Origin of the sequence: Bacillus sp. AFS053548 (assembly GCF_002575105.1) — a bacterium.
GTDB lineage: Bacteria > Bacillota > Bacilli > Bacillales > Bacillaceae_G > Gottfriedia.
Genome location: NZ_NUHI01000032.1, coordinates 26,793 through 51,939, shown reverse-complemented (window position 1 = coordinate 51,939; position 25,147 = coordinate 26,793). Strand labels below are relative to the sequence as shown.

At 32.4% G+C, this 25,147-nt stretch carries 25 protein-coding genes and 1 other annotated feature; of the genes, 6 read left to right on the top strand and 19 right to left on the bottom strand.

Going from position 1 to position 25,147, the window contains the following annotated elements; all coding sequences use genetic code 11:
• Positions 1 to 3 precede the first annotated feature (3 nt).
• The 5 genes from CN946_RS17270 to CN946_RS17250 all read right to left on the bottom strand — a co-directional run bounded on the left by CN946_RS17270 (position 4) and on the right by CN946_RS17250 (position 3,842).
• Positions 4 to 375, bottom strand: coding sequence for a GntR family transcriptional regulator (locus CN946_RS17270; RefSeq protein WP_098862278.1), 372 nt, complete (start codon positions 373 to 375; stop codon positions 4 to 6).
• A gap of 168 nt (positions 376 to 543) precedes the next feature.
• Positions 544 to 993 carry an S-Ena type endospore appendage gene (locus CN946_RS17265; protein WP_098862277.1) on the bottom strand — a complete coding sequence of 150 codons (450 nt, stop codon included), beginning with the start codon at positions 991 to 993 and terminating at the stop codon, positions 544 to 546.
• 150 nt (positions 994 to 1,143) lie between these two features.
• Positions 1,144 to 3,030: a BclA C-terminal domain-containing protein gene (locus CN946_RS23555; protein ID WP_286133968.1), complete on the bottom strand. Its 1,887-nt coding sequence runs from the start codon at positions 3,028 to 3,030 to the stop codon at positions 1,144 to 1,146.
• A gap of 75 nt (positions 3,031 to 3,105) precedes the next feature.
• On the bottom strand, positions 3,106 to 3,441 hold the full coding sequence (locus tag CN946_RS17255; RefSeq protein ID WP_098862276.1) for a DUF3992 domain-containing protein: 336 nt from the start codon (positions 3,439 to 3,441) through the stop codon (positions 3,106 to 3,108).
• A gap of 26 nt (positions 3,442 to 3,467) precedes the next feature.
• Positions 3,468 to 3,842, bottom strand: a complete 375-nt coding sequence (locus CN946_RS17250) for a DUF3992 domain-containing protein (protein ID WP_098862275.1) — start codon at positions 3,840 to 3,842, stop codon at positions 3,468 to 3,470.
• 330 nt (positions 3,843 to 4,172) lie between these two features.
• On the opposite strand from CN946_RS17250, the gene CN946_RS17245 reads away from it, so the two are divergent.
• Complete coding sequence (locus tag CN946_RS17245) at positions 4,173 to 5,768, top strand: peptide chain release factor 3 (protein WP_098862274.1); 1,596 nt, start codon at positions 4,173 to 4,175, stop codon at positions 5,766 to 5,768.
• Between the two features lie 240 nt (positions 5,769 to 6,008).
• On the opposite strand, the gene CN946_RS17240 is transcribed toward CN946_RS17245, so the two are convergent.
• The 4 genes from CN946_RS17240 to CN946_RS17225 form a co-directional block, all read right to left on the bottom strand.
• On the bottom strand, positions 6,009 to 9,092 hold the full coding sequence (locus tag CN946_RS17240) for an MMPL family transporter (RefSeq protein ID WP_098862325.1): 3,084 nt from the start codon (positions 9,090 to 9,092) through the stop codon (positions 6,009 to 6,011).
• Positions 9,093 to 9,113: 21 nt separating this feature from the next.
• Positions 9,114 to 9,626, bottom strand: a complete 513-nt coding sequence (locus CN946_RS17235; RefSeq protein ID WP_098862273.1) for a MarR family winged helix-turn-helix transcriptional regulator — start codon at positions 9,624 to 9,626, stop codon at positions 9,114 to 9,116.
• A 214-nt stretch (positions 9,627 to 9,840) separates the two neighbouring features.
• A complete protein-coding gene (locus tag CN946_RS17230; RefSeq protein WP_098862272.1) occupies positions 9,841 to 10,752 on the bottom strand; it encodes a DMT family transporter in 912 nt (303 codons plus the stop codon).
• Positions 10,753 to 10,766: 14 nt separating this feature from the next.
• Complete coding sequence (locus tag CN946_RS17225) at positions 10,767 to 11,321, bottom strand: GNAT family N-acetyltransferase (protein ID WP_098862271.1); 555 nt, start codon at positions 11,319 to 11,321, stop codon at positions 10,767 to 10,769.
• Positions 11,322 to 11,671: 350 nt separating this feature from the next.
• Here CN946_RS17225 and spxA point away from each other — a divergent pair, with 350 nt between their 5' ends.
• From spxA to CN946_RS17210, 3 genes are all read left to right on the top strand, one after another.
• Positions 11,672 to 12,067: a transcriptional regulator SpxA gene (spxA, locus tag CN946_RS17220; RefSeq protein ID WP_098862270.1), complete on the top strand. Its 396-nt coding sequence runs from the start codon at positions 11,672 to 11,674 to the stop codon at positions 12,065 to 12,067.
• A gap of 77 nt (positions 12,068 to 12,144) precedes the next feature.
• Positions 12,145 to 12,558, top strand: a complete 414-nt coding sequence (locus CN946_RS17215) for an RrF2 family transcriptional regulator (protein ID WP_098862269.1) — start codon at positions 12,145 to 12,147, stop codon at positions 12,556 to 12,558.
• Between the two features lie 128 nt (positions 12,559 to 12,686).
• Positions 12,687 to 13,022 (top strand): IDEAL domain-containing protein, encoded by a 336-nt coding sequence (locus CN946_RS17210; protein ID WP_098862268.1) that lies wholly within the window; start codon positions 12,687 to 12,689, stop codon positions 13,020 to 13,022.
• Positions 13,023 to 13,397: 375 nt separating this feature from the next.
• On the opposite strand, the gene CN946_RS17205 is transcribed toward CN946_RS17210, so the two are convergent.
• The 5 genes from CN946_RS17205 to CN946_RS17185 all read right to left on the bottom strand — a co-directional run bounded on the left by CN946_RS17205 (position 13,398) and on the right by CN946_RS17185 (position 18,475).
• The gene (locus CN946_RS17205; RefSeq protein ID WP_176547366.1) at positions 13,398 to 14,306 is read right to left on the bottom strand and encodes an SH3 domain-containing protein; all 909 of its coding nucleotides are present in this window, start codon (positions 14,304 to 14,306) and stop codon (positions 13,398 to 13,400) included.
• Between the two features lie 215 nt (positions 14,307 to 14,521).
• On the bottom strand, positions 14,522 to 15,997 hold the full coding sequence (locus CN946_RS17200; protein ID WP_098862266.1) for an MDR family MFS transporter: 1,476 nt from the start codon (positions 15,995 to 15,997) through the stop codon (positions 14,522 to 14,524).
• 363 nt (positions 15,998 to 16,360) lie between these two features.
• Positions 16,361 to 16,609, bottom strand: coding sequence for a DUF3243 domain-containing protein (locus tag CN946_RS17195; protein WP_098862265.1), 249 nt, complete (start codon positions 16,607 to 16,609; stop codon positions 16,361 to 16,363).
• A gap of 156 nt (positions 16,610 to 16,765) precedes the next feature.
• Entirely contained in the window at positions 16,766 to 17,629 is an 864-nt protein-coding gene (locus CN946_RS17190) for a DegV family protein (protein ID WP_098862264.1), read from the bottom strand.
• A gap of 177 nt (positions 17,630 to 17,806) precedes the next feature.
• A complete protein-coding gene (locus CN946_RS17185) occupies positions 17,807 to 18,475 on the bottom strand; it encodes a DUF6944 family repetitive protein (RefSeq protein WP_098862263.1) in 669 nt (222 codons plus the stop codon).
• A gap of 107 nt (positions 18,476 to 18,582) precedes the next feature.
• Positions 18,583 to 18,846 (top strand) — a binding site (T-box leader).
• Positions 18,847 to 18,925: 79 nt separating this feature from the next.
• Between CN946_RS17185 and lysS the strand changes: the two genes are divergently transcribed.
• Entirely contained in the window at positions 18,926 to 20,494 is a 1,569-nt protein-coding gene (lysS, locus tag CN946_RS17180) for a lysine--tRNA ligase (RefSeq protein WP_098862262.1), read from the top strand.
• A gap of 64 nt (positions 20,495 to 20,558) precedes the next feature.
• Here the strand turns inward: lysS and CN946_RS23550 are convergent, their stop codons facing one another.
• Positions 20,559 to 20,711, bottom strand: a complete 153-nt coding sequence (locus CN946_RS23550) for a hypothetical protein (protein ID WP_165347078.1) — start codon at positions 20,709 to 20,711, stop codon at positions 20,559 to 20,561.
• Between the two features lie 149 nt (positions 20,712 to 20,860).
• On the opposite strand from CN946_RS23550, the gene CN946_RS17175 reads away from it, so the two are divergent.
• Positions 20,861 to 21,370, top strand: coding sequence for a hypothetical protein (locus CN946_RS17175; RefSeq protein WP_098862261.1), 510 nt, complete (start codon positions 20,861 to 20,863; stop codon positions 21,368 to 21,370).
• Between the two features lie 90 nt (positions 21,371 to 21,460).
• Here the strand turns inward: CN946_RS17175 and CN946_RS17170 are convergent, their stop codons facing one another.
• From CN946_RS17170 to CN946_RS17155, 4 genes are all read right to left on the bottom strand, one after another.
• On the bottom strand, positions 21,461 to 22,078 hold the full coding sequence (locus CN946_RS17170; protein WP_098862260.1) for a rhomboid family intramembrane serine protease: 618 nt from the start codon (positions 22,076 to 22,078) through the stop codon (positions 21,461 to 21,463).
• A gap of 236 nt (positions 22,079 to 22,314) precedes the next feature.
• Positions 22,315 to 23,250 carry a serine hydrolase domain-containing protein gene (locus tag CN946_RS17165; RefSeq protein WP_098862259.1) on the bottom strand — a complete coding sequence of 312 codons (936 nt, stop codon included), beginning with the start codon at positions 23,248 to 23,250 and terminating at the stop codon, positions 22,315 to 22,317.
• A gap of 183 nt (positions 23,251 to 23,433) precedes the next feature.
• Positions 23,434 to 24,051 (bottom strand): NUDIX hydrolase, encoded by a 618-nt coding sequence (locus CN946_RS17160; RefSeq protein WP_098862258.1) that lies wholly within the window; start codon positions 24,049 to 24,051, stop codon positions 23,434 to 23,436.
• A 260-nt stretch (positions 24,052 to 24,311) separates the two neighbouring features.
• The gene (locus CN946_RS17155) at positions 24,312 to 25,076 is read right to left on the bottom strand and encodes an exodeoxyribonuclease III (protein ID WP_098862257.1); all 765 of its coding nucleotides are present in this window, start codon (positions 25,074 to 25,076) and stop codon (positions 24,312 to 24,314) included.
• Positions 25,077 to 25,147: the final 71 nt, after the last annotated feature.

Sequence of the window (25,147 nt, the reverse complement as noted above, 5' to 3'; positions counted from 1 at the left end):
CTCCTAATTAGAGTCGTTTTTTCTCTTTATTAACTCAATTACCATTTCTTCATTTAAATGAATTCTCTCAGCTTCTTTAAGTAAAGGTGCAACATAATCCTCATAAAACTGCTGTTTTCGCACTAAAAGCAACTTTTCTTTTGCTCCTGTAGAAACAAACATACCTACACCTCTTTGTTTAAAAATTATTTCCTTATCAACTAATGCTTGAAGACCTTTCCTTGCAGTTGCAGGATTAATATTAAAAAAGCGAGATAATTCATTTGTTGAAGGCACTTGTTCACCCTCTTTAATTCTTCCGTCTATAATTTCGTCCATAATCATCACCGCAATTTGTTGAAATATTGGTTGTGATTCATCTAATGTCGGTTTCATTAGCACCTTCCTTTCCGGTTAGTTATTTAGTTAGTTACTCATGCAACTAACCATACTACTCTTTAAATAATATGTAAAGTGTTTTATTAAAGTACGCCTATTTTTTAGGTAATAAAAAAAGCTTAATGCGATTATGCAATAAGCTCATGTTTAGATAATTTGTTTTTATTATTTATCAATTATTTTACCAGTAATACAATATTTACCTTCTAAATAGATTGGAGTTTGACCTGATTGTAGAATAGTCACAGATTTTATATGTTGACTAGTATAGCTACTCGTATTACCTGGTAACACGGTAATTATATGACAAATATTGCTACATACTTCGATTTTAATCGGTCCAGTACTGGCTTCATTATTATAGACTGAAATCGTTGCTAAAGCAGTTAAACCACCACCTAAGCTCCACAGTTCAACTGGTTTTTCAAGATTATCTTGAATCAAAATATTACCACATAGATCAATTGGAATACATGGATCACATTTTGTAGGAGTTGGTATTGGTTTTGGTGGGGTAGGTGGTGCTGGCGGAGGTAAAGGTGGTAAAGGTGTTGGGGGTGAAACTGGTAATGTAATACTAGGTAAGTTTGGTACATCTGGTCTTTTTTGTTTCAATTTTATCCCTCACTTATTATAGAAAAAACCTATGTATTTAAAAAATACTAGAAAGTCATATTTTTAGTATATAAATCTTAAAAATGAAAGTGACCACTATTAAACTTTCTCACATTAATTGTAGTCACTTTTTAAATTTAAAAATTATATTTAGCCTACTCTGACAATGGAAATTGTTGCAGCTGTCGTACCAGCGGCTAACGATACTGTAGCGGCTAAAGTAGCAGACACCATTACTTGTATCGTATCACCTGCATTTATATTAATGATCACTTGATTGCTGACTAAACTTAATCCAACTGCAGCAGAAATATTTGTACCTGCAACTCCAGACCCATTTCGAAATAACTGAAAAGTCGTTAATAAAGATAATGTAGGATACACTTGATAAGTTATTAAATATCTACCACTTGTATTAATCGTAAAAATGGTAGCTGTTGGGTTGTTTACTGTTATATCTACTGATAAATTTTGCGCGTTCGGAAACGGTATCGGTGAAGGACCTAATAGTGTAATCGCAATTGTTGCTCCAGATGTATTTGCTGCCGAGCCAGAAGTATTAAAACTTGCTCCAGTTGCGCCTGTCGGACCGGTCACTCCTGTTGGGCCTCTATCTCCGACTCCGGTTGGTCCGGTCGGGCCCGTTGTTCCAGTTACTCCGGTTGTTCCCGTTGGGCCTGTTGATCCGGTCGATCCGGTTGCTCCCGTTGTTCCTGTTATTCCTGTTGATCCGGTCGGGCCCGTTAATCCAGTCGATCCGGTTGATCCGGTCAGGCCCGTTATTCCGGTTGTTCCCGTTGTTCCAGTTACTCCAGTTAAGCCTGTTGCTCCGGTTACTCCTGTCGGGCCCGTTATCCCGGTGATCCCCGTTGCTCCGGTTGGGCCCGTCATCCCAGTTGAGCCCGTTGCTCCGGTCGATCCCGTTATTCCAATTACTCCGGTTGGACCTGTTGCTCCAGTTTCTCCTGCTGATCCCGTTGGACCTGTTGCTCCGGTTGTTCCCGTTATTCCAGTTATTCCGGTTGGACCTGTTGCTCCAGTTTCTCCTGTTGATCCCGTTGATCCGGTTGAACCTGTTGTTCCGGTTACTCCTGTCGGTCCCGTTATTCCAGTCGATCCGGTTGGGCCTGTTTCTCCTGTCGCTCCTGTTATTCCTGCTGATCCTGTCGGTCCTGTTATTCCTGTTGTTCCTGTTTCTCCAGTTGTTCCCATTGCTCCAGTTGATCCTGTAGCTCCCGTTATTCCGGTTGTTCCCGTTGTTCCCGTTATTCCTGTTGAGCCTGTCGCTCCTGTTATTCCAGTTGGGCCTGTCGTTCCCGTTATTCCTGTTGGACCTGTTTCTCCAGTTGATCCTGTTATTCCTGTTGTTCCCGTTATTCCGGTTGAGCCGGTTGGACCTGTTACTCCTGTTGTTCCGGTCGTTCCCGTTATTCCGGTGGTCCCCGTTGATCCTGTTATTCCTATTGTTCCGGTTGGGCCAGTTGTTCCTGTTGGTCCGGTTGGTCCTGTCGCTCCCGTTATTCCGGTTGGGCCAGTTGTTCCTGTTTCTCCAGTTGTTCCTGTTTCTCCAGTTGATCCCGTTGAGCCTGTTGGGCCTGTCGTTCCTGTTATTCCAGTTATTCCGGTTGCTCCCGTTATTCCGGTTGAACCTGTTTCTCCTGTTGGGCCGGTTATTCCAGTTGATCCTGTTGAGCCTGTTTCTCCAGTTGTTCCTGTCGTTCCCGTTATTCCAGTCGATCCGGTTGATCCCGTCACCCCAGTTGAGCCCGTTCCTCCAGTTTCTCCTGTCGTTCCTGTTATTCCTGTTGCTCCGGTTGATCCCGTTATTCCGGTTGCCCCTGTTGGACCAGTAATTCCCGTTCCTCCAGCAGGGCCGGTTGATCCCGTTATCCCAGTTACTCCGGTTGGACCAACTTTTTTAATCCCATTACAAGAAAAACTATTACAACAACTACATTTACTCGAAATGGAATTTATTCCTTTTACGTAAGGAATTGTATTGCCATTCTCATCTTTATTATTCATAAAGGAATACATTACCGTTCCTCATTTCATTACATAGGGCTGTTCAAATAATTATTCCGAACAATACTATTTAGATAAAATGAACTATTACATTGAATATCTGACCGTTATACAAAACTCCCCTTCTACTGTCCCGGTTAAACCTGTAGTATCAATTTGAATTTGATCGAATAACTTTTCTGAGAAAGCGACACTACTTTGCGGTGGGACAGTTAGAGTATCAATTACATTTCCTCCTCTTAAAAAATTAACAACGATATTATCTGTTCCAGTATCATTTTTAACATAGCCTGTTGCGGTAATAATCGGAGCGATATTATTTGTAAAGATTGTAATAATACCAGGTGTATTCACTTGCCATGTTGTACAAACTTTATCTTGAAATATATTTTTAGTTGAGCAACAACTTAAACCATTATTCATTTTGCTTTTCCCCTCATTTTTTTCAATTAAACAGAATAACGTGTCGTAATACAAAACTCACCTTGAAATAATATACCTGCTCCAATAGGCATAACAGCTTGTATTACATCAAATCTTCTAATTGTAAATGCTAAACTAGAACCTAATGTTACGACCTCGGTATTAATCGTGCCTCCAACAGAATTTAAAAAAACAATCTGTATTGGAGATGCAGCAGAACCTACTTCATATTTAACAAAACCAGTTCCTATAATATTTTGGTTAAAATTATTTTGAAAAAGTGGAATCGTTACGCTTGTAGCATCTCCTACTGCTTGCCATGGTGTACAAACCTGATCCTGAACAAAAATTTTTTCCGGACAGCAAGTTAATGCTGATGTTGAACAATTACATGATGCCATTTATGGTTACTTCCTTTCTTTCAATAAAATGAATCATCATCATATAGTAATCAAAGTGTCCTGAACATGCTTGTACATTTGTCATAAATAAAAGAATCTATCACACAGAACTCGATGATAGATTTAACATTTAAAAGATTGATTAAAAATGAATGTTATATGAAAAATTACAAAATAAACAATAAAAAAGAAAATTCTTATTTCATAACTTGGAAATACTTTGTATATAACTTAGTTACTAAATGTTTCATCCAACGGTGAATTCTAGTATAATAGATAAGATGTAAAAATTTGTTTATGATCTTTGATTTAGAAAGGACTTTATAATAGATGGCAAATAAAGAATTAATTAATCAGGTTGCTAAACGCCGTATTTTTGGGATTATCTCTCACCCGGATGCTGGTAAAACAACTTTAACTGAAAAATTACTACTTCATGGAGGAGCTATTCGTGAAGCTGGTACAGTAAAAGCTCAAAAAAATTCAAAATATGCAAAATCTGACTGGATGGAAATCGAGAAACAACGTGGTATTTCTGTTACTTCTTCTGTTATGCAGTTTGAATACGATGAAAAAATGGTATCAATTATGGATACTCCTGGTCATAATGATTTTGGTGAAGATACATATCGTGTACTAACTTCTGTTGACTCTGCAGTCATGGTAATTGATGCTGCAAAAGGTATTGAAGCACAAACTAAGAAACTTTTCCAAGTTTGTCGTTTACGTGGTATTCCTATTTTTACCTTTATGAATAAATTAGACCGCCAAGCTAAAGATCCATTAGAATTAATGGAAGAATTAGAAGAAGTTCTAGGTATGCCTTCTGTTGCCGTTACTTGGCCAATCGGTAGTGGAATGCAATTTGAAGGTGTTTATGATCGATTAGAAAATGAAGTTCATCTTTTCCGTAAAGATGAAGTGATTAAACTTGGTCAAGATGGCGTTCATGGTCCTGAATTAGAAGCACATTTAGAGACTTCAAATTTAGAAAATTTACGTGATGAAGTTGATCTTTTAGAAGGTGCAGGAAATGAATTCAATTTAGACTTAGTTCGAGCTGGGGAACTTACTCCTGTTTTCTTCGGTACAGCATTAGTCGATTTTGGGGTAACACCATTTTTAAATCATTTCTTAGATATGTCGCCTGCACCAGGACCTCGTAAAACAATTAATGGTGAAGTTAATCCAACTGATGAAGTATTCAGTGGCTTTATTTTTAAGATTCAAGCTAATATGAATCCTGCTCACCGTGACCGTATTGCATTTCTACGAATTTGTTCTGGCGTATTTGAACGTGGAATGAACGTTATGCTTTCTCGTACAGGAAAACAAATTAAATTAAGTCAGTCAACTCAATTGATGGCTAATGACCGTGAAACGATTGATCGTGCATTTGCTGGTGACGTAATTGGTATTTACGATTCAGGTACATATCAAATCGGAGACACAATTACATCTAGCAAACAAAAATTATTCTTTGAGCCATTACCAACTTTCCCACCTGAGTTATTCCTAAGAGTTAGCCCAGTTAACTCATTAAAATCTAAGCACTTCCATAAAGGTGTGGAACAATTAGCTCAAGAAGGTGCAATTCAAGTTTATAAAAATGAATTTAACGAGGTCATTTTAGGTGCTGTAGGTCAACTTCAATTTGAAGTATTTGAATACCGCTTAAAAAATGAATATGGATCTGATATCCGTAAAGACCATGTTGATTACAATATTGCTCGATGGGTTAAAACAGATGATGTTAAAGGACTTAAGAAATATCAAGATATGCGTAACATGCTAGTATATGACCGTTTCGAACGTCCATTATTCTTATTTGCAAACGAATTTACTTTCAACCGTTTTAAAGAACGTCATGAGGAATTAGAATTAGTTGAAGCTCTTGATGTTAATAATGAAATACAAGTTGATTAATAAAAAAGTGGATGTTTTTAACATCCACTTTTTTTTCGCATTTAAGGTAATTTATTTTTTGGAGCAAGTTTAACTGTTTTCATGCAAAATTCTCAATTTGATCGGATTTATCGTTTCATCTTAAAAAATTAAACTCATCATACCCCTTATTATCCAAATCTTTAAAGCCTTAATAAAAAAGCCGAACCTACTATAATTTAGATAGCAAGTCGGCATTTTTCAATTAAATCTATTATTCTATTAAATTACATGTTTTTCTGTATCAACTTTAGCTTCCTTGTTTCTTGAAAATAGATTAGCCAATGCTTCTGGCAACGCGATCATTGCTGGTAAAAAGATCGGTAATAATATAAAGCAAAGGACGACTAGACCAGTTATTACCGCAATCGCTAATTCAAACAATAAAAGGATTCCAGATGGTATAAGTGTAGCAAATGTACCTCCAAGTATAATTACCGCTGAAATAATTACTCCACCAGTATGCTTAGATGCTAATACGATTGCCTCTTTCGGTGACAAATGAGTATATTCCTTAAATCTCATCATGAGGAAAATACTATAATCCACTCCTAAAGCGACTATAATTATGAAAGAGAAGAACGGAACAAAAGAAGATATTCCTTCATATCCTAGCAAATCTATGAAAATATAGTTGATCATAAACATTGCACTGTAGTATGCTCCTAAAAGTGATGCAGTGATAAATACTGGAGTCCAGAATGATCTTATCACTAGGAATAATACAAGTAATACCCCTATTATAACGATTGTTGTTGTTTTATTTAGGTCACTACTTAAAATATTGTTCATATCATTTGTTGTTGCACTCGGACCCGAAACACCTGACTTTGCATCTGAAAGTTCTGAGCCTTTAAGTCCATTTTTAACAACTGAACTTATTTTATTGATCGTATTTAAAGATTCTTTTGAATATGGATCATTCTTCAAAACAATTGTTAGCTTTGTAATCTTTTTATCTTTTGACATAAACATGTCTATTGATTTTTTAAAGTTCTCGTCAGCCAATGCTTCTTTTGGAATAAAGAAAGTTTTATTAGAATTATACTGAGTTAAGAAATCATTTGTCTTTCCTAATCCGTCAGATATTTTCTCTAACCCACCGTTTACATCTGATAGTTTTTCTCCGAAAATACTAAATCCATTGATGCCAGTTACTAGCTGTTGCTGACCTGATTTCATTTGACCAAGTCCATCTGATACTTTATTCATATTTGTGACAATTTTTCCAATTCCTGATGATGCTTGGTTTAAGCCACTTTCAAGTTTTTTCAAACCATCAGCCATTTGAGTTAATCCATTACTCATACTAGAAAGATTACTGTTTGCAGTAGCAAAACCTGCAGTTACAGCATTATAATTATCATTTAAAGCTTTGATTCCTTCTGGAGTAATTTGATTTAATGAAACAACTGTTTGATCAATTGTTTGCTTTAATGATTGGTAATTTACATCATCTTTTGAATTTGAATAACTACTGCCTAGTGCTGTCACCATTGATTGCATTTGAGAAATTGCGCCTTTTAGACCAAGCAGTGCTTGTGCTGATTCTTGGTAATGAGTTCCCAATTCTTTATAACCAGATTGCATTTTCTCATAATTTTTTGCCAATAATGATACACCACTACTCATTTTTCTTAAATTCATTTCGATCGTTGCTATACCACTAGAGATTGATTGAGAATTACCAGAACCATTGCCAATCCCTGCTTGAATTTGTTTTAACCCACCACTTAATGCTGTCACACCATTTTGTAGTTCCGTTGTACCATCTACCATTTGGTTAACCTTTGAAAAATCCGCTGACCCTAGTTTATCTTGGGCCAAACTTAATCCGTCATGTATTTCGTTAACTCCATCTTTTGTTTTTGAAATACCATCAGTCACTGTACCCATTTGGCTATCAACATAAAAACTATCAATTTGTTTGCTTTCAGGTTGTGTAACTGAAGATACTTGCTTAACAGCCTTTATCTTCTTAAGTCTTTCAGTAACATTATCAATTACTGCAAGTGATTGATTATTATCAAGCGCTTTGTCGTTTTCAATTACGACTGTTGCAGGCATTGCCTGACCTTTACCAAAATGATCTGAAACGATATTAAATCCTTTTGATGAAGGATATTTATTTCCAAGTTCTCCAATTGTATCAAAGTTTAGCTTTTCTTGATGGAAATATACCATCGGAGATAAAATCAATAATATGATAACAATTGTTATAATTGGTTTCTTTATTGCAAATGCAGATGAATTACCAAAAAACTTGTTTTCTTTGTGTCCACCTACATTTTTAGATGGCCAGAAAAGCTTTTTCCCTAAAACTTTCATAATAAACGGTGTTAACGTTAATATTTCTAGTAATAATATGCATACACCTATAACAACTACAACACCTGATTTATATATTGGTGATTCTGCAAATACAAGTGCAAGGAACGCAATAAACACAGTTAAAATACTATAGGCAATTGTTTTACCAGCCGTTTTATAAGTGTTTACGATTGATTCATCAACTGAATGACCAAGTGAAAGTTCCTCTTTAAAACGATTAAAAAGGAGTATGTTGTAATCTGTTCCAATACCAAAAAGAATCAGTATTAGTAGCATTTGTGTAAGACTTGTAATTGGAAATCCAGCTTTATCGATTAATTGAGCAGCTATCCCCATTGAACATAGATAAGAGAATGCAACAGCAATTAATGAAACAAACGGTGTAACAATCGATCTAAACGCAAGAACAAGTACTACTAAAATAAAAATCACTGTCAATGCAGCACTTTTTTCAACTCCAGCTTGTGAAGCTTTTAGATAATCATTGTTGATAAAATCTTCACCACTTAGATAATATTTAACTGGTACTTTACTTAGTTTATTATCTAATTCTTTTTTTATATCATCTATTTCTCTTCCGTTTTTATCTAACTTATAACTCACCATTAGTGTGGTGCCGTCTTTTGATACTAATGAACTTTTTGCATTTGGAATACTAAAAGGATCAATGATTTCCGAAATTCTAAGTTCTTTACTGCTATCATGGATTCCTTTAACAGCGTCACCAATTTTTTCCATTTCGTCATTTGAAATTTTATTTTTATCATAAAAAACAATCAGATTATTCGTTCCTTTTGCAGTATCCATTTTTTTGAGGATATGATCTGCCATAACAGAAGGTGAATCACTATTCGCTCCTTCCTGCCCCTTATTCCGCAGAATTGCATTTATGTCAGGTTGTAGAACTGTTAACAATACTGTTGCAATTAACCAAATTGAAAAAATGATCCAACGACCCTTTATGATTTTGTTCACACGGTCCTCTCCTTCATTCATTTATCTCTCTTTTTTTTCTTTTTCCTTATCAAGAAAATACAATACATCAAAGAATTCATAATTATCCATTCCATCTGTCTCCATCTTCTTCTTTACAGCTGTTACTAATAATCTCATTCCTTGTTCTACAATCTCCTGTTCATGTGAATCCAAAAAAGTTAACGCACTATTTAATGATTTATTTGCAATTTCAGTAATACTACCATTTATTTCATCCGAAATATTTTCTGGTAATGAAATTTCTACGAATCGTTTATCTTTAGGGTTAGGTGTTTTCAACAAAAGCCCCTTTGTAGTAAGACGCTCAACGATATCTGAAACAGTACTTTGCGTCATTTTTAAATTTTTAGAAAGTTGTTTTATGCTCATTGTTTTATGTGCATATACTTCACCAATAACTCTTGCTTGTGGAATTGTTACGCCATGTTCTTCTGAATGTTTTTGAAGACTTTTCATTAAAAATCGTTGTAAAAAATCGATTGATTCACTTATAAATTCAGCACGTTCTACCATTTAATCCCTCCAACACACAATACTTCCTGTACGATACATCTTATACGATGTATCGTACAAGATTTATAATATTTGTCTTAACTGCATTTGTCAATTTAAATAAACATAAATGTAAATTCCCTAAAAATTAGTTACTCCTATTGTTAAAATTCAACTATTTAGGAAAAATATCCAATAAAAAAAGCAGTTGATTATTCAACCACTTTTATGTGAATTATGCTTTTTTTGATTTATATTGGTACGTTGTCTTTTGCTTCGGTTCTTTAATCGATAAATACACAGCTACAACAATTAGAATACTTCCTATGAAAAATGAAGGATTAATTTCTTCATTTAATAAAAAATAACCAAATATCGTACCAATTAATGGTTGTAAAAAGAAAAATAATGATCCTGTGGAAGTATCGATATATTCAAATCCTTTGTTCCAAAGATAAAACGCTCCTGCTGTAGAAATCGTGCCTAAAAATATAACTCCCATCCAAATCCAACTATTTGATGGCAAGTCAGTTATGTTATTACTTTGTTCTATAATCGTTAATGGTAATGTAAAAATTACACCAAATACTGTTGCCCAAGTTGTTACGGTTAATGATGAGTATTTATTCGTCTGAACTTTACTTAGAACTGTATACAATGCCCATGTTATTGCAGCACCTACTAATATGAGATTTCCGAAATAAGCTCCTAAATTTGAACCACCTTTTGGTAATCCAATTACAACAATTACTCCAATTGTAGCTAAAATTACAGATACAATCTTACGGCTATTAATCTTTTCTTTTAAAATTAAAAATGCAAATAATGAAATTAACGCCGGTGATGCTGAAGTAATTAAAGATCCCATGGCTGCTCCTGAAAGCTTCGTACCGATAAATTGAAAACCAATTGAGCCCGTATAGCCTACTAATGCAATTAGCGCGATTGGAAATAAATCTTTCTTACTAATTTTCCAGCTTTTTTGGAAGAAACTGATGATTCCTAAAGTTAGTAATGCTAAAAGAAATCTCATTTCAAGTAATAACCATGGAGAAATACTGTCTAATACTACTTTACTAACTACATAGGTCATCCCCCAAATACTAGCGGCCAATGATAAACACAATGCTCCTTTAAAGAAATTCATTTAAAATTCTTCCTTTACTTATTATTCCAATCATTTTTCGAAAGTTCAAACATAATTTCGGTTACATATTGGTTTTTAAAATAAGAATTTTCTATTATTTTTATCTGTTGAAATCCTAACTTCCTTAATAATTTAATTGAAGATGAATTTTGCTCATCAGCGATTGCGTTTATTTTTTCTTTGTTTAATTCATTGAATAAGTAATCAACTATTCTATGTAATGCTTCAAAAGCATATCCCTTATTTTGATACAATGGCTCTAATGTAAAGCCGACCTCAACTTGATTTGCAGGATCTAATAAAGTATGTACGCCAATATCCCCTATTAGTTGACCATTCATTTTATTTTCAATCGCTACTTGAACCCATGAATCAGGTAAATTCATTTCAGCTGATTTTTGTTTTTCTATAAAATTAATTGCTTGTTCGTATGTATAATTCTCCCAACCTTGATAAATCGCCACATCTGGATTTGAACGATATTTATAAAAGTTGCTAACATCTTCATCTTTAAATCTTCTAAGTTTTAATCGACTAGTCTCTATTTCAAAAAATTCTAGTTTGCTCATATTCCACCTCTAAAAATTCACTTTTTATCGTAATTGTACATTCTATTATACTTAGAAATTTCAAAATAAACATAATTTTTTGCATTTTGATAGTTTATTCAGAATTTTCTTATATTTTATTGTATATTTCTTTTTGGTATTTGGTACAATTATAAAACAAAACCGATCATTTAAACTCTAAAATTATAGTTGACACTTTTAACTGTAAATAATAAAATTACAGTATACTCATTTAAATTGAGTTTGGTAGTCAACCTAATTTGATTAATTAGATCATGCATTTTTAATCGTTTTTTCTCTCAACTGTAATTTTTTTTATTACATTTTAAATATAAGGAGTGAGTAAAAGAATGGTGCATCTATATGTAACATCAAGTTGTACATCTTGTCGTAAAGCAAAAGCTTGGCTAGAGAAACATGATATTGATTATAGCGTGAAAAATATTATGAATGAATCTCTTACACTTGATGAAATTAAATCTATTCTTCGCATGACAGAAACTGGTACTGAAGAGATTATATCGAAAAAATCAAAAACGTTTCAGGAATTAAATATTAATATTGAATCGCTCCCACTTAATGAATTATATAAATTAATCATAAATAATCCCAAAATGTTGCGCCTGCCAATTATCCTAGACGAAAAAAGATTACAGGTTGGTTATAATGAAGAAGAAATTCGTAGTTTTCTTCCTCGTAAGCTACGAACATTCTCATACATTAAATCACAAAAAGTAGCTAATTAATAATAAACAAATTGTATTACAGAACTAAATATAATAAAGAAATATATAAAAAAATTAACGATTTTAGGAGGCAGACCATGAATAGTGATTTCACTCTTGCCATTCATAGTTTAACTTATCTTGCGCTGCAGCCGGATCGGATGTCTACTAGTGATGCAATATCAGAGAGTGCCTGTGTCCATCCAGTTCGTATTCGTAAAGTGCTTAGTTTGTTAAAAAAGCATGGATTTATAAAATCGAAGGAAGGATCTGGTGGTGGATTTATTTTTGCCTTAGATTTAAATGAAGTTAATCTATGGGACATTTATATAATCACCTCTGAGGGGGCACTGCAGCCTAAGTGCCCTGAATCAAATGAAAAGTGTGTTGTTGGGGCAAATATGCAAAATGTTCTTTTTACTATTTTCTTAGGTGCAGAAAAACATCTTGGGGAATTTTTAAAGCAATACAATATTAAGGACATTGTCGATCATATCAAATGTGAGAATTGAGCAGCTAAAACAGTGAAGGCTAAGCCTTCTTTTAATCGAAATGTAAAAAAAAAAATTACAGTTTGATCTAAGAACTGTAATAATCACAAATTTTTTAACTTATAAATCTAAATAAGAAGGTGGAAAAAATGAACTTGAATAATGATACTATTTTAAAAACAGGTGACTGGGTTAAAGGTATATCAATGGGTGGTGAATTAGTTATAGGTTATGTTGAATCATTTAAAATTCATGATGAAATAGTAAAGGTAAATGTAATAACTTCAGATAACAAAACGACTGTTGGGAAAACCATTCACATGCTAAATAAAAACGTTATGAAAATGCCTGATTCGAAAGTGACAAACAAGGAACAGATTCGCTTTCTAATTGACGTGGCCCTCTCAACGGGGGATGAGGATTGGTTTAATGAGCTATCTTCTCAGTTAAACTCCATGAAGCAACTTGTTAATAGCGTAAAATAAAGCTTTATTAAAGGTTGTCTATTTAGACAGCCTTTTTTTTGTTTAAAAATCATCATTTTAGTTTAACAAAGCCTTGAATTATATTATAGACCTTCCAATTAGACAGCCTTTCATATATTAGAGACTAACACCTTTTTTATTTACAACTACACTAGTAATTCGATACTTTTCATTCAATAAACCTAGTTTTTCAAAAGAGAAAGATTCCTACTTTATAACCAGTATCCCCCTTCTCTTCTTGAGAAAATTGAACTTCCTCTCCACCCGAAGGATAAACAAGACGTTCATATTGAAATTAATCATCATAAATCCAGCGAGTTAGAAAGTTTGAAACATAAAAAAACTGATCAAATCATTGACCAGTTTCAAATCATATTAATATTGAGTTAATTTATTCAATGGTGTTTGAATAATTAGTGGTTTTTTTGCAGGATCTAACCATTTTAAAATGGATACTACATTTGTTTTAGGTGTAGCTGTGCAGCCTGCAGTATATCCTGAAGATCCAGCTACGTGAAAAAAGATTGCACTACCTTTTCCTGGGGTTCTCGCAGTATTGTAGTTAATAACAAATCCATAATCATATTGAGAAATATTCATTTTTTCGGCAGTTTTCCATCTACCGTTATTTTCTGATGCCAATTGCCAAGTATTATATAATTTACTATTTGAATCGTCTACAAATACATCATTTGAAGTAATTTTACGGTATGTCATTTTCGTTCCTGGATTTGAATATCTACCAAATGCTGTTGAAATTGTATATTTCCCTTCAGGTGTTTCATAATCACCCTCATGCTTACTACTAATCATGCCGTTTTTACCGATCACACCTGAATATGTATGTAATTTTTTCCAACTAGTACCGTTTTTTTCAAATGTTTCAATTAAAACATTTCTTGTACTTTCATTTTCTGCTGACACAATGATTAATTGTTTTGAAGTACCTAAAGTTTTCATTTTATTTACGGTCGTGGCAGAAACTGTTGTTGGAGCTTTTTTAATATATTTACTTGAAACCCATCCAGTTTTTGTTCCACTTTTTATTTTATACCAAGAACCACTTGTGCTTGTTATCGTAACTTTCGCACCCTTTTTAAGTGTCCCAATTACTTTATAACTCGTACTAGGACCGCTTCTTACATTTAAAACTGATGCAGTTACTGTACCACTTATCGTCGCAGCTTCCACGGTCTTAATAGAACTCGGAGTAGTATTTCCATAGAATAAACCTCCAGTTAAAATTGATAGTGCCAAAGTTGTTTTGCAAATACTTTTAATCATTAAATCAGCTCCATTGTAAAGTAAATCTATATTTGAGCCTTTATTATACATAACTAACCTTACATAATAAGGACATTTTTATTACAATTCAATTAGTTTTATAACATTTCTCTAAAAATTGTAGAAATTGTTAAAATTTTTTCGATACTATTTAAATTATAATCAATAATGACAAAAAAAGAAGCCAATTTTAAATTTGGCTTCTTTTTTATTTATTAATGCCCGACCATCATTGAAGATTTTGATTCATCAAGATCTGCTTTTGACGCATCTACATCTTGCACTTTTGGTTTTCGCAAAATGATCGCTAACAACGCTCCTACTAATGCGATCCCTGCTGCTAGTAAGAAAGTATCACCAAATGCTGAAATCATTGCATTTAATGGATTCGTTGTTTTTGCCATATAATCCTTAGTACTCGAAGTTAAAAATCCAGCCATACCTGCTACTGCAAATGATACCATTACTTGCTGTGCAGCTGCAGTTAAAGGCGTTACACGACTTACTAAATGTCTTGGTGCAGATTGTAATACGTGTGTATTAATCGGCATCATTGATAATCCCATTCCAGCACCCATCATAGCAAGTGTTAACATAATAAATGTATTAGAAGAGTCAACTGAAATCTTAGAGAAAATGAATAGTGCAGATGTGATAATTGTTAAACCAACTAACGCCATCGGTCTAGCACCAACTTTATCATACATTTTACCACCAATTGGCATCATTAAAGCCGATGCTAATGCTTGAGGTAACATAATTAAGCCCGTTTCAAATGCCCCATATTGTTTAACTGTTTGTAAAAATAATGGAACAATTAGGAAAGAACCAAATAAAGCAATTTGCATAATCCATGTAATTAAAATACTTCTAACAAAATCAGACGATTTAAATACACGTAACTCAAGTAAAGGTTGTTTTAGGCGAAGCTCAACAAAGATGAAAAGTAATAATGCAACTCCACCTACGATTAAACCTGTTAATGTTCCTTTTGAAGTCCAACTAGTTGAACTTTGACTAACTCCGTAAGCTAACATTGAAAAAGCGATTGGAGCAATGATTATACCTAATCCATCTAAAGCAGGTACTGATTTTGATTCAAAATTAGGTAAAAATTTAGCACCAACTATCATAGCAATAATACCAATTGGTAAATTAATTAAGAAAATCCAATGCCAAGTAGAATACTCTACGAACCATCCTGAGATAACTGGACCTAATGCAGGTGCAAGTAACATTGGAATTCCAAGCATCCCCATGATTGATCCGATTTTTTCTGGAGGAGCTAATCTAAAGATAATTGCCATACCGATTGGCGCAACCATTCCTCCACCTATTCCTTGTATTACTCGGAATAAAATTAACTGTTCAGGTGTTTGTGCTACAGAACAAAGAACTGATCCGATTGTAAAAAACAAAATCGTTAATAAGAAAATTTTCTTTGCTCCAAAACGATCAGACATCCAGCCTGCAAGTGGTATAACCGCTGATAATGCCAATGTATATCCTGTAATCGTCCACTGCATTTTTGTTAAATCAGATTTAAAATATTCGGTAATTCCAGGTAATGCTACGTTTACTACCGTACTATCTAAAATAACCATGATCATACCTACGATTACTGCCATCATTGGACCGATAATCGTTTTTACGCTAAACGGCGTGTCAGCCGAGTTTTGCTGATTATTCATATATTATCCCCATTTCTTCTATCTATTTTTGTTAAGCTGTATTGAAACTCGTTCAAATTTTCCATTCTATTTATTAGTGCAAAAAACATTTTATGATAAAAGCGAAATTTGAACAGAAAGTCTATCATACAAAAAAACAATTAAAATGTAAATAGTAATTGTCCTTGATCCGAAAACAGTACTCATAATAAGTACAGTATATGTTAATTATATGTCCATTTCAAGTTTAATTTTTAATTATTTCTATTGATTTTTTGTAAGACTACCTTATTACTTCAAACAGAAAGTTTAAAAATAAAACAAATAAAAAATAGCCCTTATGATTCTATTCACTTAGGCTATTTTTTAATCACATTATTTTAATTATTTATTTTTAACATACTTCATCATTAGATGAGCAATTGTATGTTGCTCTTGTTCATCTGCAACTTCCCAAAGGTCTTTTAAAATTTGTTCTTCTGCATTTTTTGGTTCAACTTCATTTGCTAAATAATTTCCTAAGCGATATGCCATTTCAGAAATAGCACCTTCACCAACACCTTTGTCACCTGTTGCATCTAAACGATCACCTAAAAAATCTTTCCATTGATCCCAGTTATCTAAAATTGACATCGTTTTTCACCTCATAATAATAGTTGTTGAAGATTACATAAATACTATTTACCTTTTTTGAAGTAATTATGTATGAATTATTATCCGGGTAATATTGTCAGAAAATTAAAATAAAAAAGAGCTAATCATTTTGCAAAATTAGCTCTTTTACTCATATTATTTTTTATTTTCGTTCATAAAAAATATCGCTAAGGTACCAGGCCCTGCATGAGCACCTATAGCAGACCCAATTGAATTAATAACAAATTCCTTACATCCAAATGTCTCTGCCATCGCATTTTTAATATCAATTGCTTTTTCTAAATCGTCACCGTGAGAAATACCAATTAATTGAGTTGATAAATTTGTTCCTCGAGATTCCATAATTTCAAGGATTCTTTTTATCAATTTTTTTGAACCTCTAATTTTTTCAAGTGGAATTAACTTTCCATCTTCAACGTGTAAGATTGGTTTAATATTTAATAAATTGCCGACAAAACCAGCCATTTTACTCAAGCGACCTCCACGCACCAAATATTGAAGATCATCAACTGTAAAGATATGTTCTATATGTTGTATACTTTGTTTTATATTCTTAACAACCTCTTCTTTTGTAGCTCCGTTCAACGCAAGCTTTGCAGCATTAACAGCTATTAGCCCTTGTCCGATTGATGCACTTTTTGTATCAAATATCTCTAGATCAAAATCAGGAAACTCCTCGTCAAACTCATTTTTTACCATTACTGCTGATTGATATGTACCTGAAAGTTCAGAAGAAAACGCAATATAGATACATGATGTATCTTCTTTTGCATATTTAACGAAGGTATTATAAATATACTCATACGACGGCAGAGACGTTTTAAATACTTTTCCATTACGCATTTCATTAAATAAAGTCTTTGAATCCAATGTTAAACCATCAAAATATTCTTTTTCATCTTCTGAATAAACTCGTAGTGGAATGACATCAATATTATATTGTTCAATGATCTCTTTTGGTAAATCAGCCGCACTATCCGTAATAATTTTTAAATTCATCTAATCATACCTCTGTTTCAAAAAATTGGTTTATTCTATTTAAACTCATAAATTCTATTCTCTCACAAAATGCTTTTACAGAAAAATGAAATGTTTTAATATAATTTTAATATTAATATTTGCTATTAACTAATATATACCTTCTTTTTTTCATATTCTTCACAAAAAATTTTAAATTTACCATTCAAACTGTTTATTTGGATAATAGCCATATCGATATTCTAATTGATTTTTTTCATCTTCACTTCTTTTTTGGCGCAGTGCATAAATAATTAAAATGGATCCGAACACTTGTACCCAGCTACCAACAAGTAATAAATCATGACCTAAAATAATCTTATCACGTAGTAACGCCGCATTAGCAATACCGTCAATTAAAGCTCCTAAACCGATTAATTGATTGCCATAAGCCTCAATTTTATCTAGTTGCGTCCCCTCCATCAATGCTCCAGTTGTTTCAATTTGAGCACCAATTGATTGAATAATACCTCCTAGTGCGTTTAATCTAAAACCTTCTCTTTCCATTCCTTCAATTTCTAAATTTGTTGCAAATGTATTTGTAGCATTTCCGGCTGCTTGAATCCAAGCACCAATCATCATTGTTAATTCAAATTCTTTTTCTATTTCATTTTCATTTTCTTTTATTGCTCTCTCATATAATTTTTCTCTTCCAATTGCTTGAATGGTGTTTCCAAAAGCTTCAATCGCATTACCTTTAGCGAATAAACTTCTACCAAAGTTTTCGCTTACGATTTTTGTACTTGAAATACCAACTGCAGCCGTTGATGTACCAAATAATAAAAAATACGCACCAATTAGGGGTAAATCATCAACTAAATCCCTCACTTTGGCACCTCCATTCAAATAGTATTTAAATCAGTTTATTCAACTTTAAATTTAATTGACAATTAATATTGTTTTGATTAATATAATAACAATTAATATTTCGAAATTTAAAGGCTATGAAGAGAAAAGTAGTAAAGCTAAAATTATTTACAGAGAGCTCCTGTGTGCTGAAAAAGGAGTAATAATAAACTTTATGAAAAAAGACTTGGAGCTTCTTATAGAACTAAAGTTCACTTTAGGGATGGTACGACGGGTTCTCCCGTTATAGAGATAGGGTATAAGCATTCGTGCCGTACCTAAATAAGGTTGGTATGGTAACATATCAATAAACTGGGGTGGTACCACGAAGTTAACAAACTCTCGTCCTCAAGATGATTAAATCTTGGGGGTGGGAGTTTTTTTATTTGCAATTAGAAGGTTAAAAAAAACAAATAATTTCGAGGTGAAAACATGCATTGGGCATATAAAATCGCAAATGAATTAATTGAAAAATATCCAAATAAAGAAACTTATGTATGTGCATCTGGCATTAGCCCATCCGGGTCAGTCCACATTGGAAATTTTCGTGAGATCATAACCACTTATTTTGTTGTGAAAGCTTTAAATAATTTAGGTAAGAAAACAAGATTTATCTTTTCTTGGGATGATTTTGATCGTTTTAGGAAGGTCCCGAATAATATTGATCCAACTTTTTATCATTTTATAGGTAAAGCTTATTCAAATATCCCAGACCCATTTGGTTGTCACTCAACATTCGCTGAACACTTCGAAAAGGAATTTGAAAATTCCTTATCTGAACTAGGAATTGAGGTTGAGTTTATTTATCAAAGTAATGAATACAAATCTGGAAGATACAATGAAGAAATTATACATGCTATCGAAAAAAGAAAAGAAATTTATGATATTTTAATGAAGTTCAAAACTAGTGTTCCAAATGAACGTGAACGTAATAATTTTTACCCTATTACGCTATACTGTGAAAATTGCGAGAAAGATGATCCTTCAATTACTCATTATAATAGGGAAAGCAAAATGTTAAATTATACATGTCGTTGTGGATTTTCAAATCAATTATCTGTAGAAGTTACAAACAATATTAAATTAAACTGGAAAATTGATTGGGCTATGAGATGGATGAAAGAAGACGTTGTATTTGAACCAGGTGGAAGAGATCATTCTTCTGAAACAGGTAGTTACAATGTTTCAAAAGAAATTGCTAAAGCCATATTTGACTATGATGCACCTCATTATACACCTTATGAGTTTATTGGAATAAAAGGTCAAAATCAAAAAATGTCCAGTTCCTCTGGTAATTTAATAACCCCAACCGAGTTATTACAAATCTATTTACCAGAAGTGATTCTCTTTATGTTTGCTAAATATAAACCAACCGCAGCATTTAATATTGGTCTAGATGAAGATGTGATTAAAAACTATTCAGAATTTGAACGGTATCAATCAAATTTTATCGATCAATCTTTACACGATTTAGATATTTGCCAATCGGTAGAATTTGCACATATCGGCAAAATTGATAAAAAATATCCAAAGTTTAATCATGTTGCTAGTATTCTGCCTCTTGTAAATTACAATGTAGATCTATTAAAAGACATATTTGTTAATCATGGAGAACTTTACTCATCCATTGAAATAGAGAAAATTAGTCATATGGCTGAATATTGGATAAAAAAATACAATCCACAAAAAAATATAACGATAAACGAAAAACGAGCTTTTGAATTTTATCACTCTTTAACTGAAGAACAGCAATTTTGGTTGAACAATTTATGTGACTATTTATTAAATAACGAGCCCCAAGATCAAACTGAATTAATGAAAGAATTATATTCGATTTGTTATCATGACGATAAAAAAATAATGAAAGCAAATCAAAATAATTTTTTCACAATGATCTATCAGCTTGTTTTAAATAGAACAAGTGGGCCACCTATTCCATTGTTATTTCAAGCAGTGCATAGAAATCAGCTAATTAATTTATTAAACTTCAACGAAAGTTAATATAGGTAGCTAAAATAAAAATGGACTCAGCTTTATACAAAATGAGTCCCATTTTTATTAATTTTTATTGAATACGATTTTTAAATGCTTCTTCTGTCACAATATAATCTTCTTCTCGATCTTCATGTTTACGATCTTCGGGAGCAACTAGTGATCCTTTTGGATGAGTTGGTTCATGACCTTTTTTCTTATGATTAAAGCTTTTACCTCTTGCCATTATAAAATCCTCCTTAGTTAAATCATCATTAATAATATGAGTATTTGGACTTTAACTTATAGATGGTAGATTATTACAAGGAAGAATTTTATTAGGCTGATTTTGATGATATGATATTGAAAAATACTTAATTAAGTTAGAGGTATAAGATGAAAAAAGAATTTGCAATCAGTATTTCAAATCATATTAAAAATTGGATGGTTTCAAATAATTCTTTATTTAATATTGAAGAAATACCAACAACTTTAAATACATTACAAAATTTTCAACAATGGACAAACGGTAAGCTGATTGTTTCAGCCTTTCATTTAAGTAAATTCGAAGAAGAAAGTTATTATTTACTATTAATCGACTGGCATCGAAATGAAAATTTTTATTTAGTCATATATGTTGAAAATAAATCTACAACCGCTGCAGAAATAAGAGAAATTCGTGAGCAAAATGGACATTTTTCTTTAGTTTGGAAGTATAATCCATTGAAACGTGACGGTAAAAACGCTGAACGAAAAGCATATTTCAAACAAGTATTTGGTTCACTTCAAGTAGAAATACCAATCCCGAGTAATTCTAATGAAGTTGAACGTTTTTTTAATGATCTCTACAAATTATGTAGAAACCGTCAAACAGCTGACAGGATTATAGATCTTTATGATTTTTAAAAATCAAACGAAAACAAACCTAGTCCATTCTGAACTAGGTTTGTTTTGAAAATATTATATATTGTTAAAACATATTCTCATATATGTATTCTAAACATTAACAGAGTTTTGAAACCTTGCACTCTTTTTTAATAATAAAGGAGTTATTATAAAACCGATAATCATACCAGCTAAGTGACCAGTTAAACTAGTCGATGGGATAATTAATGAAGATAGTAATCCAATCCCTAAAAATGTAATGACAAACTTACGATCATCTGAAAAGAGCATCTTTTTTCTAAATAAGGTAATAAATAAATACATTCCTAAAAAAGCGTAGCCTACACCGGATGCCCCTGTCTCAACTGTATTAGGCGAATAGTTAAAATTAATAATAAGTCCTGTAAGAATAACCGATAATAAATAAAATAATAAAAATTTAACTGAACCTAACGCTCTTTCTAATGGTCTACCTAAAATAATCATAAAGGTCATATTCATAAAAAAATGAGCGTAGCTCCCATGCATAAATGCATACGTAAAAAGTCTCCATACTTCACCTTGTTTTACTAATTCATGCTCATATCCACCTAAATTGATGATATTTTCGATTGTATAACCACCTAAAAATGTCGTAATAATCGCTAATATAGTACATAAACCAACCATAATTGTTGTGATTGGATATTTCCTAATAAACGTTTTGAAGTCTTCTGTCACCAAAAACATCAATCTTCATCCCTTCTTGGAGCTATTATCAAGTTGTTATTTATATTTTCTAATTACTTAATTCGACATTTTTCTGTAAATTCCTATTCTCAAATAAAAAAATCATACAAAATTTAAAGACAGGAATAGGAATTACATGATAAAGGGTATTTTAAAAAGATTAAATGAAAGAGTAGCCATCATTATTGATTATTAATTCTTAGTCTATGTATCCATCTTTACTCTCATATTCAGACCTATTCATTTGTTAATATTAAAGGATAGTATTTTTGTATGATTTTTAATGGGGTATCAGTATTAATATATTTTGCACTTGTAAAAACAGCCACAAATTGATTTTTTGGTGAAATAATGATACATTGGCCTCCATAACCCATGGCAAAATAAATCGTTGAATCAAGATCCTTTAACTCATTATTTTCAAGCACCCACCAATGATAGGCATATGAACCAACGTGCGGATATGTATGGAACTTCGCTTTTGTTGATTTTTCAATCCACTCACTTGAAATAATCTGTTTATTATTCCATTTTCCTTTTTGCAGCATTAATATCCCAAGCTTTAGTAGATCATCTGTCGTTAAACTTAAGCCAAATCCTCCAATATTAATTCCTTTTGAATCCTCGTGCCAAATAAACTCTTTTATTCCTAACGGATCAAATAACATTCGTTTTGCAAAAGTAGATAGTTTTTCATTCGTTACCATCTGAATAATTGCACTTAGTACTTGAGATGCTCCAGAGTCATAAACCATTTTTTCACCTGGATGATTAACCATTTCTTTTTCAAGTACATATTGGATCCAGTCTTCACTATTAATCATTGGAAATGGACGCCCACCCCATTCTCCCCACTCTTGCCAATCATATCCAGGTGTCATTGTGAGCAAATGTTCGAGCGTAATTTCTCGTTTTTTCGTTTCAATATTTGGAAAAAAATTAGAAATTGGTATATCAACACTTTCTATAAATCCCTTATCAATTGCAATTCCTATTAACATCGATAAAACACTTTTCGTAACGGAATTAATTTTGAATAGTTTTGTTTCGCTTTTTGAATTTTTATAAAAATTATATTTAATTTCTCCATTTTGATAAATAAGGCAAGTTGAAATGCGTTCTTTTTTTAATTCATTTTCGAATTTTACATAGTTCATTGAATTTGTTTTCAAATCATTTCTCCTTTCAAGTTGCTTTAGTAAGTTCCTTCTATTTTAATCATTAATTTTAAATATGTATATTTTTCATTCATTCAAATCAATTTTAAAACTTTGTCCCCTTTAAAACAAAATCGAGCTGCGTTAGCAACTCTAAAATGATTTCTTTTACATCTTATCTATTTTTTAAAATTACCTTTAATCGAAACAAGTTTCTTTTTTAGGATTTTGATAATATTCAAACATTAATTCTAATTGAGAAGCAGTATTTCGATTGAGAGAAAGTTCTGGTAAATGCTCTTTATCAAAGAAATCAATATCACTTGTTTCCGTTCCTATTGTGGGATTACCACCAACAATTTCACATTGTATAAATAATTTGTAGTAGTGATATGAATGAGGTGGGTGGTCATGCTTTGTCATGTCTAAAACCGCTAGTAATTTCTTCACTTCAACTTCATAGCCTGATTCTTCAAAAATTTCTTTTACGACATTTTCTGAAGCTGATAATCCAACATCACAAAAACCACCTGGTAAAGACCATTTATTTTCTAGCTTTTCTTTTACTAATAATATTTTTCCGTTTTTAAAAACGACACCTCTAACATCAAGCTTTGGTGTGGGATACCCCCGTTCATTACGAAACAATCCCTCGATTTCCTCAATTTGTAATTCTGAATAATGATTTAAAATATCAGCACTTATGTGTCTTAGTTCTTCATACCTTTCTTTATCAAAAACATCTTTCGTAAAGGTCAATCCTGCTTGAGAAATTGCTTGGATTCTCTGTGCCCATTCAAGCCATTTTATACTCATAGGAATCCACATCCTTTTCTACTTTTAGGTAGTTTTATACTTTGTCCTAACTTTAGTTTACGCATAATTGCTTCTCGTTGACTTACTAAATGCCTATAAAAAAAAGAAAGCTCTAAAACCTTAGAGCTTTCAGATTGTTGACAAACGCTCGCTTTATGCGGTGCTCATTACCGACTAAGGGTAACTCCGCTCCTCACCAGACTTCGCGCCTCGAAAGACAAGCGNNGTCTGAAAATCAAATTTTTGTACTTTGTCTATAATTAAATGATCGAATCTTCCATCGTTAAAACAACGGGACAATGATCACTCCCCATAATGTGGGAGTGAATTTCTGAATTTATTAATTCATTTTGTAATCTATTTGAAATAATAAAATAATCAATACGCCATCCAATATTTCGTTCACGGACTTTTGCCATATAAGACCACCAACTATATGAACCTTCTTTAGTTGGATTTAAAAATCGAAAGCTGTCAGTAAATCCACTTTCTAATAATGCTGTCATTTTACCACGTTCTTCTTCCGTAAAGCCAGAATTCGTACGATTTGATTTTGGATTTGCTAAATCGATTGCAGTATGTGCGACATTTAAATCCCCACATAAGATGACAGGTTTATGTTCATCAAGCTTATTTAAATAGTTTTTAAAGTCATCTTCCCATTTTAATCTTATTGGTAATCTAGCTAAATCACGTTGAGAATTAGGCGTATAAACATTTACCATATAAAATTTCTCGAATTCTAAAGTTAATACTCTTCCTTCTTGATCTTCCTCTTTACCGTTAAATCCAAAACTTACATTTAATGGTTTATGTTTCGTAAAAATTGCAGTACCTGAATAACCCTTTCTTACTGCAGAATGCCAAAATTGATAATAACCGTCTAATTCCAAAGTTATTTGATCTTCTTGGCACTTCGTTTCTTGTATACAAAATAGATCCGCTTTTTGCTCATTAAAATAATCTAAAAATCCCTTTTGTACACATGCTCTTATTCCGTTTACATTCCAAGATATTAATTTCATACTTTTTTCTCCATTTTACGTTTAGGTTTCGGTTTTACTAATGATGAACGATAAAAAAGCAATAATTAATC

What these genes read in the sequence shown, in the direction of transcription:
- CN946_RS17160 (WP_098862258.1), bottom strand. Translation starts at nt 24,051, where the DNA reads ATGAGTATAAAATGGCTTGAATGGGCACAGAGAATCCAAGCAATTTCT.
- CN946_RS23550 (WP_165347078.1), bottom strand. Translation starts at nt 20,711, where the DNA reads ATGGCAAGAGGTAAAAGCTTTAATCATAAGAAAAAAGGTCATGAACCA.
- CN946_RS17175 (WP_098862261.1), top strand. Translation starts at nt 20,861, where the DNA reads ATGAAAAAAGAATTTGCAATCAGTATTTCAAATCATATTAAAAATTGG.
- lysS (WP_098862262.1), top strand. Translation starts at nt 18,926, where the DNA reads ATGCATTGGGCATATAAAATCGCAAATGAATTAATTGAAAAATATCCA.
- CN946_RS17170 (WP_098862260.1), bottom strand. Translation starts at nt 22,078, where the DNA reads ATGTTTTTGGTGACAGAAGACTTCAAAACGTTTATTAGGAAATATCCA.
- CN946_RS17200 (WP_098862266.1), bottom strand. Translation starts at nt 15,997, where the DNA reads ATGAATAATCAGCAAAACTCGGCTGACACGCCGTTTAGCGTAAAAACG.
- CN946_RS17255 (WP_098862276.1), bottom strand. Translation starts at nt 3,441, where the DNA reads ATGAATAATGGTTTAAGTTGTTGCTCAACTAAAAATATATTTCAAGAT.
- CN946_RS17205 (WP_176547366.1), bottom strand. Translation starts at nt 14,306, where the DNA reads ATGATTAAAAGTATTTGCAAAACAACTTTGGCACTATCAATTTTAACT.
- CN946_RS17215 (WP_098862269.1), top strand. Translation starts at nt 12,145, where the DNA reads ATGAATAGTGATTTCACTCTTGCCATTCATAGTTTAACTTATCTTGCG.
- CN946_RS17155 (WP_098862257.1), bottom strand. Translation starts at nt 25,076, where the DNA reads ATGAAATTAATATCTTGGAATGTAAACGGAATAAGAGCATGTGTACAA.
- CN946_RS23555 (WP_286133968.1), bottom strand. Translation starts at nt 3,030, where the DNA reads ATGTATTCCTTTATGAATAATAAAGATGAGAATGGCAATACAATTCCT.
- CN946_RS17195 (WP_098862265.1), bottom strand. Translation starts at nt 16,609, where the DNA reads ATGTCAATTTTAGATAACTGGGATCAATGGAAAGATTTTTTAGGTGAT.
- CN946_RS17235 (WP_098862273.1), bottom strand. Translation starts at nt 9,626, where the DNA reads ATGGTAGAACGTGCTGAATTTATAAGTGAATCAATCGATTTTTTACAA.
- CN946_RS17270 (WP_098862278.1), bottom strand. Translation starts at nt 375, where the DNA reads ATGAAACCGACATTAGATGAATCACAACCAATATTTCAACAAATTGCG.
- CN946_RS17250 (WP_098862275.1), bottom strand. Translation starts at nt 3,842, where the DNA reads ATGGCATCATGTAATTGTTCAACATCAGCATTAACTTGCTGTCCGGAA.
- CN946_RS17230 (WP_098862272.1), bottom strand. Translation starts at nt 10,752, where the DNA reads ATGAATTTCTTTAAAGGAGCATTGTGTTTATCATTGGCCGCTAGTATT.
- CN946_RS17190 (WP_098862264.1), bottom strand. Translation starts at nt 17,629, where the DNA reads ATGAATTTAAAAATTATTACGGATAGTGCGGCTGATTTACCAAAAGAG.
- spxA (WP_098862270.1), top strand. Translation starts at nt 11,672, where the DNA reads ATGGTGCATCTATATGTAACATCAAGTTGTACATCTTGTCGTAAAGCA.
- CN946_RS17245 (WP_098862274.1), top strand. Translation starts at nt 4,173, where the DNA reads ATGGCAAATAAAGAATTAATTAATCAGGTTGCTAAACGCCGTATTTTT.
- CN946_RS17210 (WP_098862268.1), top strand. Translation starts at nt 12,687, where the DNA reads ATGAACTTGAATAATGATACTATTTTAAAAACAGGTGACTGGGTTAAA.
- CN946_RS17225 (WP_098862271.1), bottom strand. Translation starts at nt 11,321, where the DNA reads ATGAGCAAACTAGAATTTTTTGAAATAGAGACTAGTCGATTAAAACTT.